At 38.1% G+C, this 17,450-nt stretch carries 15 protein-coding genes; 3 read left to right on the top strand and 12 right to left on the bottom strand.

Going from position 1 to position 17,450, the window contains the following annotated elements:
- Nucleotides 1–27: 27 nt before the first annotated feature.
- The 7 genes from BN1068_RS20490 to BN1068_RS20460 form a co-directional block, all read right to left on the bottom strand.
- The gene (locus tag BN1068_RS20490; protein WP_077604673.1) at nucleotides 28–894 is read right to left on the bottom strand and encodes an IS3 family transposase; all 867 of its coding nucleotides are present in this window, start codon (nucleotides 892–894) and stop codon (nucleotides 28–30) included.
- Complete coding sequence (locus BN1068_RS20485) at nucleotides 858–1,421, bottom strand: helix-turn-helix domain-containing protein (protein ID WP_077600810.1); 564 nt, start codon at nucleotides 1,419–1,421, stop codon at nucleotides 858–860. Before BN1068_RS20485 ends, BN1068_RS20490 begins: the two co-directional genes overlap by 37 nt.
- 56 nt (nucleotides 1,422–1,477) lie before the next feature.
- The gene (locus tag BN1068_RS20480) at nucleotides 1,478–2,524 is read right to left on the bottom strand and encodes an ABC transporter permease (protein ID WP_077604672.1); all 1,047 of its coding nucleotides are present in this window, start codon (nucleotides 2,522–2,524) and stop codon (nucleotides 1,478–1,480) included.
- Nucleotides 2,525–2,614: 90 nt separating this feature from the next.
- Nucleotides 2,615–4,114, bottom strand: coding sequence for a sugar ABC transporter ATP-binding protein (locus tag BN1068_RS20475; protein WP_077604671.1), 1,500 nt, complete (start codon nucleotides 4,112–4,114; stop codon nucleotides 2,615–2,617).
- 56 nt (nucleotides 4,115–4,170) lie between these two features.
- Nucleotides 4,171–5,169, bottom strand: a complete 999-nt coding sequence (locus BN1068_RS20470) for an ABC transporter substrate-binding protein (protein ID WP_042531832.1) — start codon at nucleotides 5,167–5,169, stop codon at nucleotides 4,171–4,173.
- 172 nt (nucleotides 5,170–5,341) lie between these two features.
- Nucleotides 5,342–6,358 carry a Gfo/Idh/MocA family protein gene (locus BN1068_RS20465; protein ID WP_175637214.1) on the bottom strand — a complete coding sequence of 339 codons (1,017 nt, stop codon included), beginning with the start codon at nucleotides 6,356–6,358 and terminating at the stop codon, nucleotides 5,342–5,344.
- 11 nt (nucleotides 6,359–6,369) lie between these two features.
- Nucleotides 6,370–7,359: a LacI family DNA-binding transcriptional regulator gene (locus BN1068_RS20460; protein WP_042531836.1), complete on the bottom strand. Its 990-nt coding sequence runs from the start codon at nucleotides 7,357–7,359 to the stop codon at nucleotides 6,370–6,372.
- A 303-nt stretch (nucleotides 7,360–7,662) separates the two neighbouring features.
- On the opposite strand from BN1068_RS20460, the gene BN1068_RS20455 reads away from it, so the two are divergent.
- Nucleotides 7,663–7,887: a hypothetical protein gene (locus BN1068_RS20455; protein ID WP_175637213.1), complete on the top strand. Its 225-nt coding sequence runs from the start codon at nucleotides 7,663–7,665 to the stop codon at nucleotides 7,885–7,887.
- 339 nt (nucleotides 7,888–8,226) lie between these two features.
- Here BN1068_RS20455 and BN1068_RS20450 read toward each other — a convergent pair whose 3' ends face one another.
- From BN1068_RS20450 to BN1068_RS20435, 5 genes are all read right to left on the bottom strand, one after another.
- Nucleotides 8,227–9,333, bottom strand: a complete 1,107-nt coding sequence (locus tag BN1068_RS20450) for a transposase (protein WP_077603868.1) — start codon at nucleotides 9,331–9,333, stop codon at nucleotides 8,227–8,229.
- 123 nt (nucleotides 9,334–9,456) lie between these two features.
- Entirely contained in the window at nucleotides 9,457–11,178 is a 1,722-nt protein-coding gene (locus BN1068_RS20445; protein ID WP_077604670.1) for a hypothetical protein, read from the bottom strand.
- Nucleotides 11,147–12,442: a PilZ domain-containing protein gene (locus tag BN1068_RS23875; protein ID WP_217697337.1), complete on the bottom strand. Its 1,296-nt coding sequence runs from the start codon at nucleotides 12,440–12,442 to the stop codon at nucleotides 11,147–11,149. The genes BN1068_RS20445 and BN1068_RS23875 overlap by 32 nt, the downstream gene beginning before the upstream one ends.
- Complete coding sequence (locus tag BN1068_RS23870) at nucleotides 12,405–13,400, bottom strand: glycosyltransferase family 2 protein (RefSeq protein WP_217697336.1); 996 nt, start codon at nucleotides 13,398–13,400, stop codon at nucleotides 12,405–12,407. The genes BN1068_RS23875 and BN1068_RS23870 overlap by 38 nt, the downstream gene beginning before the upstream one ends.
- Nucleotides 13,397–14,446: a glycosyltransferase gene (locus BN1068_RS20435; RefSeq protein ID WP_077604669.1), complete on the bottom strand. Its 1,050-nt coding sequence runs from the start codon at nucleotides 14,444–14,446 to the stop codon at nucleotides 13,397–13,399. Before BN1068_RS20435 ends, BN1068_RS23870 begins: the two co-directional genes overlap by 4 nt.
- Nucleotides 14,447–15,046: 600 nt before the next feature.
- Between BN1068_RS20435 and BN1068_RS20430 the strand changes: the two genes are divergently transcribed.
- Together BN1068_RS20430 and BN1068_RS20425 are read left to right on the top strand one after the other, a co-directional pair.
- Nucleotides 15,047–16,636, top strand: a complete 1,590-nt coding sequence (locus BN1068_RS20430) for an L-lactate permease (protein ID WP_077604668.1) — start codon at nucleotides 15,047–15,049, stop codon at nucleotides 16,634–16,636.
- A 70-nt stretch (nucleotides 16,637–16,706) separates the two neighbouring features.
- Nucleotides 16,707–17,420 carry a FadR/GntR family transcriptional regulator gene (locus BN1068_RS20425; RefSeq protein WP_042531843.1) on the top strand — a complete coding sequence of 238 codons (714 nt, stop codon included), beginning with the start codon at nucleotides 16,707–16,709 and terminating at the stop codon, nucleotides 17,418–17,420.
- Nucleotides 17,421–17,450: the final 30 nt, after the last annotated feature.

The raw sequence follows: 17,450 nt of genomic DNA, 5'->3' as shown, positions 1-17,450 counted from the left end.
TGGTTACCCCTAAAAGTTAGAGTTTTATTATGCAACTGATTGGCTAGATTGAGTTCGATATTCGACTGGACTCAATCCAGCCAATTTTTCTTTTGCTCTTTTATGATTATACCAATAGATATATTCTTCAATCTGTTTTTTTAATTCTTCATAACTTACCAATTCTTCTCCATGGTACATTTCTTGTTTTAAAATGCCGAAGAAATTCTCCATCGAAGCGTTATCTGCACAGGTTGCTTTGCGTGACATACTTTGACATACTTTATTTTCTTTTAAAGTCTTCACCCATTGGTTGTGTTGATAATGCCAGCCTTGATCGGAATGAATCGTGGTACGATAGGTTGCACGATTTTTTATTATCTCCATCGTTTCTTTTAAAGGTTCCATGACAAGATCTAACGTTGGTCGCTTCTTGATTTCATACGCAATAATTTCTCCGTTGTAAAGGTCAAGAATTGGATTTAAATATAACTTCTCCTCACCAAGACATTTGAATTCTGTAATGTCCGTTACTAGTTTTTGAAGTGGGATAGATGTGCTAAATCGGCGGGATAATCGGTTTTTCGCTACTTTTCCAACCTTTCCCTTATAGGAATTATATTTGCGGGATTTCCGCATAAATTTTACACATTTTAATCCTAATTCTCTCATCAAACGGTACACTTTTTTATGATTGATTTCATGCCCTAATTTTTTTAATTCTTTCGTGATACGTTTATAACCATAGCGTTCATGAAATTTTTTAAACAGGGATATAATAAGTTCTTTTAATGCTGCATCCGTGTCTTCTCTGCTAAAATGCTTCACATGATAATGGTAGGTTGCTTCAGGAATACCTACCACACAGAGGACATCTTTTAATCGGAATCCTTCTTCTTTGAGTTCGAATGCCACCTTTGCTTGTGCTTTTCGTGGAAGGCATTCGGATCCTCCCGAAAAGCTCTCAACTTTTTTAGGTATGCATTTTCTAGTCGCAGTAATTCATTCTCGCGTTCTAATTCTTCTTCGCGTGTTAATTTCTTCGCCTCTTTTTCCTTTTGCTTATTGGTTTTATTAGACATAGAAGGTCTCCCCTTTGGTTTTGGTTCTAGGCCTTCTAAATCTTCTTCCTCAAATGCCTTCATCCAGCGTCTAATTAAGGAAGGGTTGTTCAAATGAAATTGAATAGCAGTTTCTAAGAAAGAAGCACCTGTCTGTAACATAAATTGTATCGTATTTAATTTAAATTGAACAGAATACTTCTCCTTTGTTTTTCTTCTTCTTAAGCCATCTATTCCTTGGGATTTATAGACTTTCACCCACTCAACTATAGATGTTTCACTGCCCATATTATATTTTTTGGCTAATGATTTATAGCCCATATTGCCATATAAATACTCGGTGACGAGTTTTATTTTAAATTCTTCATTATATTTCGCCATAAAAACACCCCGAAAGTTAGATTTTTCTACTCTAACTTTCGGGGGGCGGTACCGACTCATGCGGTTTTTTCCTTCCGCTGCAACAGAACAGCTGCAATGACAATCATCCCTTTAAATGCATCCCGCAGTAATGGAGGAACCCCGAAGAGATTGAGCAGGTTGTTCAGCACAGCAATAATCAACATTCCATAAACCGTTCCGAGGATAAATCCTCTTCCGCCCATCATACTTGTACCTCCGACAACAGCGGCAGCGATAGCGTCCATTTCCATTCCCCGTCCTGAACCGGCAAAATCCATCGAGCCGATTCGAGAAACTTGAATGATTGCAGCAATGGCTACAAGTATTCCGGAAAGCGCATAAACCCGGTACTTAACCTGCTTCACGTTAATTCCGGATAGTCTGGCAGCTCTTTCATTGGAGCCAACCGCAATAATCTGCCGGCCAAAGATGGTGCGCTTGGAAATATAATACATAACAGCAGCAATCAAAATCCAGTAGATGATGGGCATAATCATATAGTTCCCGATTTTGAAATTGGCAATTTGTAAAAATTCTGGCGGTACACGCGGTGCAGCTCCTTGCATGAAATGCTGTGTGACACTGCGGAAGACCATCATCGCTCCTAAGGTGGCTATAAAAGGAGGAACCATTCCCCGTGTAACAGTTACGCCAATTAAGGAACCAAGCAAATATCCAAAAAGAATCACAACAATGATTGTAATGAAAATAGCTGTCCAGCCTGTGATTCCAATCGCATTTAAAAAACCGTTTGCTCCAATATCAAGCAATGTCATTGTCAATGCGCCAGTTGCTACAAGCGTTGCACCAACAGCTAAATCGATTCCGCCTGTCATAATAACAAACGTCATTCCCAGTGCGACAATTGCTACACTGGCATTGTTTCGTAAAATATTGATCCAGTTATTAGTCCAAGACGTAAACCAATCTCCAAATGAAGGATAATCAAAGCCTAATACAATCGTTTGTAAGATAACCATTACGATGAACGCAATAAAAATACTAAACAATGGACTAGTAGACCATCGATTCTTGAACCAAAGGATAAACTGGTGAAAGTAATTGATATTTTTCTCTGTCAAAAGGTACACCCCTTTTCGATCCCGGATAAAAAGAAGCTGCAACCTGCGGGATACCTGTTACTTATCGCCTAAGTGATGGCGGACAGTCCATTAAGACGTTGAAATAAAAGCATCTCCGCCTGTAGCCAGCTCCATTATTGCTTGTTCGTTCATTGCTTCTCCTTTTAATTCTCCTTGCAGCTGTCCGTGGTACATGACATACGTCCGATTGCAAAACCTTAATATTTCATTTGCTTCACTGGAAAGAATAATAACCCCAATCCCTTCATCAGCTAAACGAAGGATAATATCATAGATATCTTCCTTCGCTCCAACATCTACCCCTTGTGTCGGGTTATCTAAAATCAAAATACGGGGATCTGTGGAAAGCCATTTAGCTAAAACGACCTTCTGCTGATTTCCTCCAGAGAGATTCAGAATACTGTTTGAGGAATCAGTCATCCGTATCTTCAGCTGTTTTTGAAGTGCAGCCAGCTTCTCTTGATGGATGGAATGCTGGATGATTCCCCATTTGGCATGTCTCTTCCAAGAAGCAATGGCGCTATTTTCGAGAATGTTCATATCTTTAATAATGGCGTTTTCCTTTCTGTTTCTTGGAAGGTAGGCAATTCCGTTTTTAACAGCGTCCATCGTGGTATGGATATTAATTTCTTTGCCGTAAAGGAACAGCTTGCCCGATGAAATATCATTTGCGCCAAAAATGGATTGAAACAGCTCACTGCGTCCGTCCCCTAAAAGACCGGTGAATCCGACAACCTCTCCCTGATGAATGGAAAAAGTAATATCGGAAAAAGCAGCATTATACGTAAATTTTTCTGCACGCAGGATTTCTTCACCGCGGTCACGCTGCTGGACCAGTTGATCTGTCCGGACATCATAGCCGACCATAAAGCGGGCAAGCTCCTTTGTGGTTACATCACTGACCTGTCCTTCAGAAACAAGCCTGCCATCCCGAAGTACGGCATATGTGTCACAAGCCTCAATGACTTCTTTTAACTTATGAGAGATAAAAATAATGCCAACCTGTTGATCGCGTAAACGCCGCATCATCGTAAATACACGTTCGATTTCAGAATCGGTAAGCGATGTTGTTGGTTCATCCATGATAATGACAGAAGCATTCATCGAAATCGCGCGACAGATTTCAATAATTTGTTTATAGGAAGAATCTAACTCTTTGACCAGCATGCGGGGGTCAAGGTCTACATGCATGCGTTCAAATATCTCCTTTGTTTCTTGAATCATTTTTTGATGCTGTACGCGCTTGAATCCCTTTTTATAATCTCTTTCTAAAAACATATTTTCATAGATGGGCAGATCATTAATTAAGTTCAGCTCCTGATGGATAAAAGAAATTCCCATATTAATAGATTGCTCCGGACCGGTCAGATTTACCTCGGCCCCGTTTATATAAAGCTTGCCTTTATCAGGCTGATGAATACCGCCTAAGATGTTCATCAGGGTTGATTTCCCTGCTCCATTTTCTCCAAGCAATGCACAAATTTCTCCTGCTTTAATAGAAAGGGAAACGTCTTTTAGAACATGATTTTTGCCAAAGGACTTTTGGATATTTCTTAACTCCACAAGCATGTCATCACCTCTGAGAAATGGATGGAAAGGGAGCAGACTTTCCTGCTCCCCTCTGCTTAATATGGTGAATTTTCATCTAAGAATTCTTCGTAGTTATCCCGGTCAACGACAGTAGTTGGAATGATGGTTTCTTCCTCCACGTCTTCTCCGTTGAGCACGTCTATCGCAATGTCAACAGCATCTTTTACCATAACAGGGCTGTATAATGCGGATTGAATCCAGATATCTTCGTTTTCTGGCATCATTTCAAAATATTCCTGCATGCCACCGCCGCCTGTGACGACTTGAATGTCTGTTCTTCCAGCTTCTTGAATAGCTTGTAAGACACCGACAGAGGTTTCATCATCAATCGAATAAACGGCATCAATATCCTCAACAGAAGTCAGAATATCAGCGAAGTCAGCTAAACCATCCTCTCTGGTGAATTCTGTTGCATACGTCATCAGATTCATATCTGGAGCAATTTCTGCCATGGTTTCCTCGAAGCCTTTGGTCCGTAATTCGGATACAGAACCAGACGAAGGTACTTCCAGTACAACGACATTCCCTTCCTCACCAATTTTATCTACAATGTAATTCGCTCCCTGGATACCCATATCTTCATTATCACCTGCAACGCGGTAAACTCCTTCTACATCAATCGCGATGTCAAAGTTAACCACGGTTATACCACTGTCAATGGCATTTTGAATCGGGACTTCCATGCCCTCCCATTGAGGAAAAGCAACAATGGCGTCAGCTCCCCATGTCATTAAATCATCTAATTGGGAAGTCATTTGTTCCGCGTTACTGCTGGTTTGAATTTGATAATCTACTTGATCTCCTAATTCTTTTACGCGTTCTTCAGCGTGGTAAGCAACTGCCGCAACCCAGCCATGCGTCACTTCTGGCGCAAGTATGCCAATTTTATAGTGTTCTTCAGTGTCCTCGCTGCCATTTCCGCTGTCCGCATTATTCTCCTCTGAAGCCTTACCAGAATCATTTCCACCGCCGCAAGCAGCCAACAAAAGCATGAGGACAGCAATCATTAAAAAGCCAAAACTTTTTTTCTTCATCGTATTGTAAACCTCCCCGATTTTTAGTGAATCTTATAAAATAGACTGGCTCTGCACAGAATAACCGTTTGCAATTAGCATACGAGGTAATGATGGAAATAAATAAAATAGATGGGGAAAACGCCTCCTTTCCTTCCTATGAGAGATAAATCAGCTGCTTTCATGAAATCCATTACATCCTTTCCTCGTTTTGCTGGAGAATTTCTTCAAGCAGTCGTAATGATTTTAATGCATCTTCTCCGCTGACAATGGGCTTTTTTTCTTCTTGAATGCAATGGATAAAGGCATCGATTACGCCGGAGTTTGTTTGATTCGTATTGGTTTGAATTCCTTCTAATGCATAGTAAATGTTTTCACCGTTTTTCTTTTCAATAAGAAGTGGATAGTGTTTATCCTGGTATATTTTCATAATTCCTTCCTGGCAGTAAATCGTTGTAGAGTTATTTTCTTCCCCGTAATAGGTCCAAGAGAAAGTGGCAGTACCAATGCTTCCTCCAGCAGTTTTTAAAATACAGACGACATTGTCATTTACTTCGATAGGCTGACCGTTTTCATCTGTTTTATCTAGGGTAGCTGTATAGGAATGGAGATTTGTAATATCGTCATCCAACAGATAGAAGAGCAGGTCCAGCTTATGAATGCCTAAATCTCCTGCAGCCCCTGAATGGGAACGGTCTTTTTTAAAAAACCAGGTTTCTTTTGATTTGGTTGCTCCCCAATCTTCGGGGCCGCTATGCCCAAAGGTTGTCTGAAAGGAGAGAATCTCGCCAAGCTCTTTCGCTCGAAGGATTTCGCGTGCTTTTTGATGTGCTTTTGTAAAGCGTTGGTTGTGGTCCACCATTAATAGCTTTCCGGTTTCCTTCGCAGTACGTACCATTTTTTCTGCCTGTTCCACAGTGGCGGCAATTGGTTTTTCACAAAGAACATGCTTGCCGGCTTGCAAAGCTTTTGTAGTGTGGATATAATGCGCTTCATTGGAAGAGCAATCACTAATGGCATCAACGGTCGAATCTTGAAGCAATGCCTCCAGTGACGAAGCGGTTCTGCCGCCAAATAATTGCTTCATTTCCTCTGCGCGTTCAGGATTTCTGTCATAGAAAACAATCTCTTTTACGGATGGATTGGCTCTATACTCGGGAGCATGCCTGAAGCGTGTAATCGAGCCGCAGCCAATAATTCCTACAATCATTTAGATCCCTCCTAACCCAATGTTGATTCTCGAATAATCAACTCATAATCCATGATGACATTTTCAACAGGCAGCCCTTGAATCCGGTCAATGACCATTTTTGCGGAACGATAGCCCATTTGATATTTTGGCTGAGAAACTGTTGTCAGGGCAGGTGTGGTCATACTGGAAAAAGCAATATTGTCAAATCCGATAATCGCCATCTCTTGAGGGACCTTAATGCCCTGAGCATGTAATTCTTTGATAGCGCCAATCGCTAAAGTGTCTGAAATAATAAATACAGCAGTTGGCCGGTTTTTAGAACGCAGCATTCGCCGCATGGCTTCTACACCGTCCTGGAAGCTGAGTCCGTCAGTGTAATGGATCCATTCGTCACAAATAGGCAATTGAAATTCGTTTAAGGCCTTCTCAAATCCGATGCGCCGCTGCTTTGCATAGAGCAGATTTTCATTGAAATTGATCAAGCCGATTTTTTTATTTCCCATCGTAATCAGATACTTTACCGCGCGATAAGCAGCCTCTGTATTATCAATTGCAATATAAGGGATATTGGCATCTTCATAATAATCACTGCAAAGCACGATAGAATGGGACTCAGAAAGCTCTTTCAGCTTATCAACATGAACGGTAGGATTCATGGAAATAATACCGTCCGCCAATTTATTACGAACCATATGAAGAAAGATATCTTCCCGCTGCAGGTTATCATCTGTTTCGCAAAGCAGAATATTATAGTTGTTTTCTATGGCATAATCCTCAATCCCATTAATGATTTCTGTGTAATAAGGGTTTGAGAACGTGTGAATAAGAACAAGAAGTAATCTGCTTTCCGAGTTTCGTAAATTCCTGCCAAGCATACTGGGAGCATAATTTAACTCCCGAATGGCTTTTTCAACCTTGTGTCGCGTTTTCTCAGAGACCTTGGATGTGTTATTTAAAACACGCGAAACCGTAGCAATGGAAACACCTGCCTGTTTTGCAACCTGATGTATATTTGCCATGGCACAACCTCTTTCAGAACAAATAATGTACAGTCGATGTAGAATTGAATAGAATGAAGAAGTTCTGATGTAAACGTTTTCTGTAAGCTATAGAATTAATATGCGAAGGTTTATAAATACATTCTAAAAAATTTGGAAGAGCAGCTTATTTATAAATAAGCTACTTTTTAAAGCTGGATTGGGAGCAACCAGTAGCACAGCTGATTTTAGAAGAGGACATTGCCATGCATACAAGCAAAATACTTATTCCTGGAAAAGAGAAAAAGGATTATTTGGACGCAGAGAATGAGTGGATAAATGCCTGTGATGCCGTATTTGGACAGTTCGGATAATGAAGAACTGATTCGCTTTACTTTTAGTGTGGGGACAACAGGGAATAAGAGAGAGGCCTACTATGCAGGGCGAAAGCTGATGAAATTTCTTTTAGAGGAAGGCTATACACTGAAAGAATTGGCTGCTGTTCAGAAAAGAGATATTCCTGCTTTTGTGGAGAAGGGTTTGGGTGAGATGTTGCGATTTTGTATATAATTAGCAGCAAATAATAGGATGAATCTATAAGGCTTATGTGTTTTAAACTATTATATTAATAAACCAAGCTGTTGATTTTACTCAATTGCTTGGTTTATTAATGAATGTCAATTTTTATTATTAAGTTCCTGATTTCCAATAATATCTTCAGTATCATATATACCAGGTTTCAATTTTTTATCAAATAATTTCTCTGTCATAGCATTAAAAGTATAATGGTCTTCTAAAATAACAATTTTTTCGTAATTATTTGAATGAATTTCATAATTGCTCTTTTTAAAAATACAAAGACGAGCAGAATTTTCGAAAGTGTATTTTAAAAAACAAAAATTATGCAGCTTATTGTTGTTGAATAAGCTCCGCTTGGATGCGATCCGCAGCTAATTTGGAAGCATTATAAATCAAAGCGACCATGTCAAAATGAACTTTTGCACGCTTTCCAGTGCGATAACGAACATTGTTTAGCTGATAGAACTCTTTCAGATAAGCATTAACACGTTCTACTGCTGTCCGTTGTTTGAAAATATTTTTCCAAGCTTTTGATCCTCGTGCTGGTGCGGTATACCTTCTTAAATCGGTAGTTATCTTGATTTTATACACTTTTTGACAGATACCTTCATTCGCAAGGGGACAGTCGCTGCATTCCTTTGGTCTGGTATATTTCAATGTTTCGTATTTTGGATCAAAGCTGTCATATTTATAGGAATGTTCTCGCAAACAGGTTGGGGCACCAACTGCGAGGTGGGCTTTATAGCCAAACCAGTATTCATTTTTACCATCTGCATTCTTTTTCACACCCCATTTGGGGGCTATTGGCACTTCTGCACGCAAGATGTCTAACGGAACGTCTAACTGTGCTTCGATTTTCTTTTCATACAATGGCAGGTTTGCTTCCTTTTCCGCTTGGTCTTTAAGGTACTGTTCGCGTTCTTCTTTGGATTTGCGTCCGCGCTTTTTTGGCGTAGTTTCTGATTTTTCTTCTTTTTTGGCAGATGCCTTATCTCGTGCTTCAAAATGGGTTGCATCAATGGCAATGACTTCATCGACAATAAACCCTTCGGTGACGGCTGCCAGCGTTACGCTTTCGAAGGATTTTTCTAAAATATCTGATTCACTCAATTTCGTTACCAAGCGGGAATAAGCAGCTTCTGATGGTGTAGAATCGGAAACAAGAAATCCGCAGTTCATTTTAAAGATAAAGTCATCATTTAGACGCTTGATTAAGTCTTTGATGGTTGGGATACGCTCGATGTAGCGAATAAAAAAGGAAATAATCATCCCTGCATAATTTAGCTCAACAGGCGCTCCAAGCCGGGATTTCTTATTAATCGCATGATAAATACGATCCAGATCAATCGCTGAAATAATCGCTTCATATTTTTGAGTAGGTTCCATGTCATATAATTCTTGGATGCCAAATAGACTCGGTTGTCGTATAATGGTCATAAGAAGTACTCCTCCAGTCTTTTTATGGTTTTCTGGGTAACTACCATTATACAAGATTTGGGGAGGTACTTCTTTTTTTATGTTTCAAAAAGCTTGGGACACAAGGGCTTTGAATTATGAAATTCACTCATTTAGTAAATCGATAAAGGGCTGATCATCCATAATAAAATCTTCTTTACCCTCCACATTTGGAGAATATAAAAAATATCTTCCAACAAAGTTTACTAAATAACTGTCAACAGCCTCTTTGTCTGGGGTAACAACTAGAAAATGTGTTTGATTCAAAGTCATTTGGTTGTCCGTGACATTTGAAAACACAGAGGGTGTTGAGTTGAAAAAGTGAATGTTATTGTATCTCATCCCGTTGTTTTCAGAAAGCAGGAGCAACGTTGCGAAAAATAATAGAATTAATGTAGTATATTGGTACCACTTTTTCGTACGTAAGCTTTTGAAGCTCCGGAATGAACGTGCTTCAATCGTTTGCTCAAAGAAAGAATAATCAATTTCTCTAGCTAAAACCATCATGCAAACTCCTAAAGCTAAAATAATGATACTAGAGGCGTAGCGATCAAATCCAGCTAAATACAGAGCTTCTTCTGTAGGCATAGAGAATAAAAACATCAAATAAATCCCAATATAATAAATTATAATAACAATATTTATAATAAGGAGATAGCGAAATAAACTATTTTTCCGCTTCATTCCAAAACGAATAATAATAAAAATAGTAAACATTACTAGATTAACCAAAAGAATGCCTTGTGTGGAAATCGTACTTATATCAGCGATTGTAGAAATAAATAAATCAGTAATTTGTTTTATAATAGAAAAATCTTTGTTGCCAAAAATTTGTTGATAAGCCGGTACACTAACCTCGTGTTTAGACTCAGGAAAGGTATTTTTAACATGCGCATTCCAAATAACTGATGGTAATAAGGAGCAAATTATCGTAATTAGTGTTATTCCTAATAATAAAAGTTTACTTTTACGAAATCGCCACATCATTATAACCCGAGACAAGTAATAGATAATTAAAATAACTGCAAAAAACATAGCACTGCTTTTGACAAGGCTCAATGAGGCAGCGATTAAAAAGAGAAAGGTGGAGATTTGTGATAAGTTTCGCTGCATTCGGTAGATGCCTGCTATCCCAGCTAATGTAAGCATTGGAAGAATAAAGTCTACTAGTAAATTATTCATCCGAATGGCAATATTAAAGTAATTAAAAATAGCGATAGTACAGAACATCATTGTAATAATTAATACTCTTCTTTCATCGCGTACGACAGCAAATAGTGCATATATACAGCTGAATAACAAAAGAAGTTGTCCAATCAGCATGATACTGTCATCAAATCCGCCGATTAAAGTTGCATAATAAACAAATAGAGAGCTGCCCATTGGATAAGAGGTGAAACCGATAATAGCATCATTTGCTGTTGGCAGACTGCCTTCTGTATAAAGAAATTTTACTATTAATGCCCAATGAGAAAAGTTATCATAATGTTCTAAGCTAGTGTGTAGCAATGTTAATGAGAACATTAAAAAATAAAAAGTCAGCCAGAGTGTTAATGTATTTAATTTAGGAATTCCTAAATTACCTTCTCTTCTTTTTTGATAAAGATAGTAAATAGCTGATATGCATCCGATGATAAATAGCCCAATTCCAGAGTAGTAAAGCCAGCCAAAATAGGCCATTATGTATAATACTAAAATAATCCATGTGCAGGCTGCCATCCAACTGACTTTATTATGGAAATGCAGTTTTTTTTCAAAAAAAACTGCATAACCATACAATGAGAAGATAAGGAAACTAATGCGAATAACTGTTAGAACCAATGTCATCGATTTCACCTCCCTGTTGAACCCAATTCTTAACTAAACGTTTTAATTCAGGAGTTTCTACTAATTCTGTTATGTTTTCAACTCTATATTCATAGGAAGCATTATCTTTTTGATTTATAAGCTTTAGATGGAATATAACTCCATGTAAATTCAGCGTCATTTCCTTTACAGAAGCCAGATTTTCAGATGAAGCGATAGTCAGCTTTTCAAAGCTGAAACTTTGCAATAATATATCAAAATCGTGTAAATGGATTAACTCATTCATTCGAAGCTTGGCAAATTTCTCTGTTACATAAGCTTTTTTTCCAACATTATTTAATCTGCGCTGGATATTATTAAAGAAACGATCAAATGGTGTTTCCCATGGATCGCGGAATTGAGGAAGACTCCGATTGAAACCATCATAAATAATTTGTAAGTACTGCAAGTATTCTTCTTCGGGGATTTCTTCCAGCTGAATTCCGTAAATCCATTCATCTGTATATGAGTCTACTCGAACAATTTTTCCTTCCAGGTGAGCTGTGCAATCATCTTTAGCTACTACAAATTGTAATAAAGCATTTTCAGGAAAGTAGAGCGGTTCATTTGCTGCAAAAGATAGTCCATTCTCAGAAATATTCTTTGTGTATAAATTATATTCTTGATTGTCATATATCATTTTAATCGTATTATTGGCTAAAAAGCGTTCTGTTTTTCTATAAATGGGACGTCCTAAAAAGAAAAGAACAGAAAATGTTAAATTAAATATATTTGTAAACAGCCAAAAAGTAATAACACTGCCATAAAATATCTCCGAACCATATTTTCCTGTGTTAAATTGTATTAATCCGATAATTGATAATGCTAGTAATACAGCATGCGGAATAATATATAATAAATCTTTTTTAGATTGAGAAGCGGCTTTATTAGTCACTTTAAATTTGGTCTCTTTGATTCCAATAGATTGAAGGAGCACAGGGATGAAGAGAAAAGGCGCAAAAATAGTTTCTTGAACCTCTCCCCAACGTTGTGTCCGAATATCGCTGGAAAGATCCTGCATACATAAATGTAAAAAATAATAGCTGGGCAGCCAAAATAATAAAAGCACCCAAAAGTTTGCATCGACCACCATAATTCCAAATACAGCAAATAGGATTGGCGCCAATATGTATATTAAGCGACGAATAAACGCCCACCAATACAGATAGCCATTTAAGAAAACCAGCTTTTGTTGAAAAGAAAGGTTTTTATTTGTGATTAAACGTAAATTCCGTACTTTGGACAACTCCGCGCCCCCAACGGATGCGCTGCTTTAAAATACTAGGGATATCTGTTGGTGTGAGACCGCTTGCCATAGGCTCCAATGTTGAGATACTCTTATACCCTGCGCTATTGATTTGTGCCCCCAGTTGAAAGTCTTCTGTAATCGTATTTGTTGGAAAACCGCCAACATCCTCGATAGCCTTTCTAGAAATAACTGTATTTGACCCCGTATAAATGGCAGCATCATGCGCATTATTGAGAACGTTGATTTCTCTTGAAAAGAAATCTTGTTCATTAGGGATGGATGCCTCAGAAAAAAGATTAAATTGAAATAAGTCTGCATTATAAAAACTTTGCGGGGTTTGAACAAACCCTAAAGGTTTAACGTCTTCAACTTCTTTTCGTTCTCTTTCGTTTTCAACAAAGTATGGAACAGTCTCTAATAGAAAATCAGAGTAAGGTATCATATCTGCATCAAAAGTGGCTACTAGAGGTGATGAAGTATGAGCCAAAGCATTATTTAAGTTTCCTGATTTGGCATGTTCATTTTCTTCCAAGCCAATATAACCGATATGAAACTTGTCAGCTAAAGCTTTCACTTCCCTCCGATTTGTGTCATCGGAAATATAGATATGAACTTTTGATTTATCAGGATACTTCATATTGCAGGCAGCGTTAACTGTTTTTAATAGTAACGGAACATCCTCGTTATGAGTCGCAATCAATACATCAACATCGGGATAAGCTTCGAAAGGTACCTTTGGCTTGAAAACCTGTTTAGCTCTATTCTTACTCCAAATTAAAATAACAGCAGTAAAATTTGAAATAACTTCACTAAACAGCAGTAAAATGCCAAAAATAATCGCAAATAAAGATTCGCTCCATGGAAGGGTGAAAAATGCTCGCCAGATAAGATAAACAATAGAAAAAAGAAAGGCTAATAAGTAAATGATTTTCTTGGATTTTTTCAGCCGCCTCATAACTTTTCCCCTTTGAAGACATAATTTTTTTGAATATAAAAGCTTAAAAAGAATAATAGACTATCCACTGCTATTTTTAAGAAAACAGTGCTGATAACAGGCAATAGTAAATGTAACAAATAGACTAGTAAAGCAGAAGCAGTAATTTGACAGATTACTAATCCAAAGTATTTAAAAAAACTGTGTTTTGTACGTTGAGTAAAAACCAGTTCTCTATTTACATAATAATTAAAAATGGATGATATCGCTCTTGCCAGCACAGAAGCTGCCATGATGGAAGATAAACTTATATGAGCAAGCAGACGAATTAATATAGCGTATGCTGCTACATCTACTAAGAATGATGTGACGGAAGACAGCAGATATTTAATAAAAATCCAGTATATTGCTATAGAATCTCTGATTGCACGAAAATGGGAAGAAGCATTATCTTCAATGTAAATCGTACTGATCGGCTGAGAGTATATTTTCCAATTTCTTTTTTTAGCTTCCACTAACATGTTCATTTCATACTCAAAGCGATCCCCTTTTACTTTTAATAAGCTGTCTATAAACCTTCTGGGAATAACGCGTAACCCAGTTTGTGTATCTGTAATGTTAATACCTGTTGTCAGATGAAAGATATTTCTGGTCAATACGTTTCCCAGCTTACTTCTTAAAGGTACATTATTATCAAAATTTCGAGTTCCCAACACCAAAGAACCGGGGTGCTGTTTTGCTGATTGAATACAATGCATCATATCCGAATAGTTATGTTGGCCATCAGAATCAATAGTTACGATATACTTTGCCTCAGGAATATAATTTAATATATAGCGAAAGGCTGTTTTTAATGCAGTGCCTTTTCCCATATTGAATCTATGTACTAACACTTTACTTTTATACGCGTTTTCAACTTTTTTAAATACTTTGTCATACATTGAGGGACTCCCATCATTAACAGTAACAATTGGCAATTCAGGTTGTAAGTTTCGTATAGAAGATAGTAATGTTAATAATTTTTCACTGGGTTCTAAAGATGGAATGACAATAACGACATCTTTCATTAATACAATCCTTCCTCGAAAAATCGTAAAATTTCTGCCCCTTATTTATTATGTTTCATTTAATAGATGTATTCGCAAAATTGACAGATAAGAAATAGTCGGCTAGTGCCCCGCACCATGAATAGTTTTTTAAACGGAAATTCCTGAGCTGTTTATTATTGGATACTGGGGGGGCGTGGTTACTCGCTTCAGCAAATCTGTTAGTAAATAGTTGAACATTCTCTTGGACTATTTCACTAAGAATCTAACATGCAAATGATGTATAATTATAAAAATTCTGAATAATTAAATTAGATTACAACAAAAGATATGTGATGGCAATATCTTTCTCGAAGAATCATAAAATTGTTAATTATATCATAGTTAATATTGGAAAAACATAATAAAATTGTAAATTATAGATTATTTACCCAACTATTTAAAAAATAAGCACTAGAATTGGTACCACATGTTGCTTTTATATGTTTTCGGGAAAAATTTATAATTTTATCTTGTCATCAATAGAATTATAAAGTACTATGTATAAGTAAGGTCATCTGATGACCTTACTTATACATATCTAATGAAAGCGTTTTAGAAGAGCGGCAAGGGGGGATTCGTTTGTATTTATTATTAGCTTTAAGTGCAATCATTGCGCCGTTTGTGTTTTTAGTTCTGTTACGTATGCCGGCAATGAAGGGGATGTCGTTAAGCGCAGCAATCGTTATTGCAATAGCTATGATTTTTTGGGGGATGGAAGGAAATGTTATTCTATCATCGATTTTTCAAGGGGCCCATAAAACATTAACGATTCTATGGATTTTATTTGGGGCATTAGTTTTACTGGATACACTTCGCAAAACAGGAGCAGTGGACAGAATCAATCAAGGTTTTCAGAGCATTTCTGAAGATATGCGTGTTCAGGTTGTCATTGTTGCTTTTTTATTTGGCGGAGTGATTGAAGGGGCAGCCGGGTTCGGAACTCCGGCAATGGTTACAGCTCCATTAATGGTAGCTTTAGGATTTCGTCCGATTGTTGCTGCGACATTGGCGTTGATTGCAGACAGCACACAGGTGGCTTTTGGAGCTGTAGGGACACCTTTGGCAGTAGGGTTAAGTAATATTCCGGGGGCAGATGCGGAGTTCTTTAATGCAATTGGAGTGCGGATAACCACGTTAGATATATTCGCCGGATCATTTATACCGTTTATTGTCATTGTTATTATGACTTTATTTTTTGGTAAAAAAAGAGGGTTTAAGTATGTCTTGCCGATGCTTCCGTGGACCATTCTTATAGGGTTTACTTATACGTTGTCTGCTTTATTCTATGCTTCGGTATTTGGTCAGGAATTTATCTCTATTTTAGCATCTTTAACTGGATTGGTAGTAGCAACAATCACAGCTAAAAAAGGCTGGCTGTTACCAAAAACGACATGGAAAGAGGCGCTGCGCCCTGGTTTTGAAGTAAAAACGGAGAAGTCAAAGATGAGCATAGGGGCGGCTTGGACACCTTATGTTATTGTCGTTGCCTTGTTGTTAATGACCAGGATTATACCTTGGCTGCAGGAGTTCACACAGACAGCCATTGATTTCTCTTGGACAACTATTTTTGGTGTAGAAGGTGTGGACTCTGCCTGGGAGTTTTTATATTCGCCAGGAACAATTCTAACATTTGCGGCAGTTTTATCTGTATTTGTTCATCGAAAATCAATTGGCACGTTTTTTAGTGCATCCAAGGATTCTCTGATGACGATGCGGTCAACCGCGATTGCTTTAGTGGCAACGTTAGCGATGGTGCATGTGTTTACAAATTCGGGAATAAATACAGAAGATTTAATCAGCATGCCGCAGTATATCGCCGTAAGCATGGCGGAGCATTTAGGGTTTATGTGGATGTTTGTCGCACCCTTTTTAGGAGAGTTAGGATCGTTTATTACTGGAAGTGCGACGGTTTCTACATTAACTTTCTCACCTATTCAATACAGCGTAGCAAATCAATTGGGTTTAGATATAAATACGGTTTTAGCTGCCCAAACAATGGGAGCTGGAGCGGGAAATATGATTTGTGTGCATAATGTCGTTGCAGCAAGCGCGGTCGTTGGCTTGAGCGGTAAAGAAGGGGATATTATTCGGAAAACGCTGATTCCCGCCGTTGTCTATGGATTGATGATTGGATTGGCTGGGTTTATTGCTATTCAATTCTTCGACTGATAAGCTGATGGGCTTTAAAAACCTCTGGGAATGAATTAAAATAGATTCACGTACTAGAGGAGTTGACATGATGGAATATAAGCGTATAAAAACCGAAAAAATATATGAGCAAGTAGCAGATTCCTTAATTGGCATGATTAAGGACGGAAGGCTGAAGTCAGGTGATAAGCTGGATTCTGTAGAACAATTAGCAAAAAGCTTCGGAGTCGGCCGCTCCGCCATCAGGGAGGCGCTCAGCGGACTCCGCTCCATGGGGCTGGTGGAAATGCGGCAGGGAGAAGGCACCTATGTCAAAGCGTTTGATGCAGAGCTTTTCACCCTGCCAGTCAGCACGGCATTTTTAATGAAACAGAATGACGTCAAAGAATTATATCAGGTCCGCAAAATTTTAGAAGTTGGCACTGCCGCATATGCTGCAGAGAGCTATACGGACAAGGACCTTGAGAAAATGGAAGCGGCGTTACAGCTGATGGCGGATGCAAAAGGGAATGATCAGCTTTCTGAGCAGGCAGATACCGATTTCCATCTGGCTGTTGCTCAGGCAACGCAGATGAATTTATTGATTCATTTAATGGGCAGTGTTTCCGAATTAATGTCAGAGACGATTCGGGAAGCACGTCGGATATTATTATATACAGAAGACCGGTCACATATTTTATATGAAGAGCATGAACGTATTTATCAAGCAATTAAAAACAGGCAGGCGGACCAGGCAAGAGAAAAAATGTATGAGCATTTGGAGAATGTAGAGCAGTTGCTGTTTCAGGAGCTTGATAAAAATTAAGTACCTCGTTCATGTCCGGTATCAATAGAA

This window comes from Oceanobacillus sojae (assembly GCF_900162665.1).
GTDB lineage: Bacteria > Bacillota > Bacilli > Bacillales > Amphibacillaceae > Oceanobacillus > Oceanobacillus sojae_A.
The sequence above is the reverse complement of the archived record's forward strand: the minus strand, read 5'-3'. Positions and strand labels throughout refer to the sequence as shown.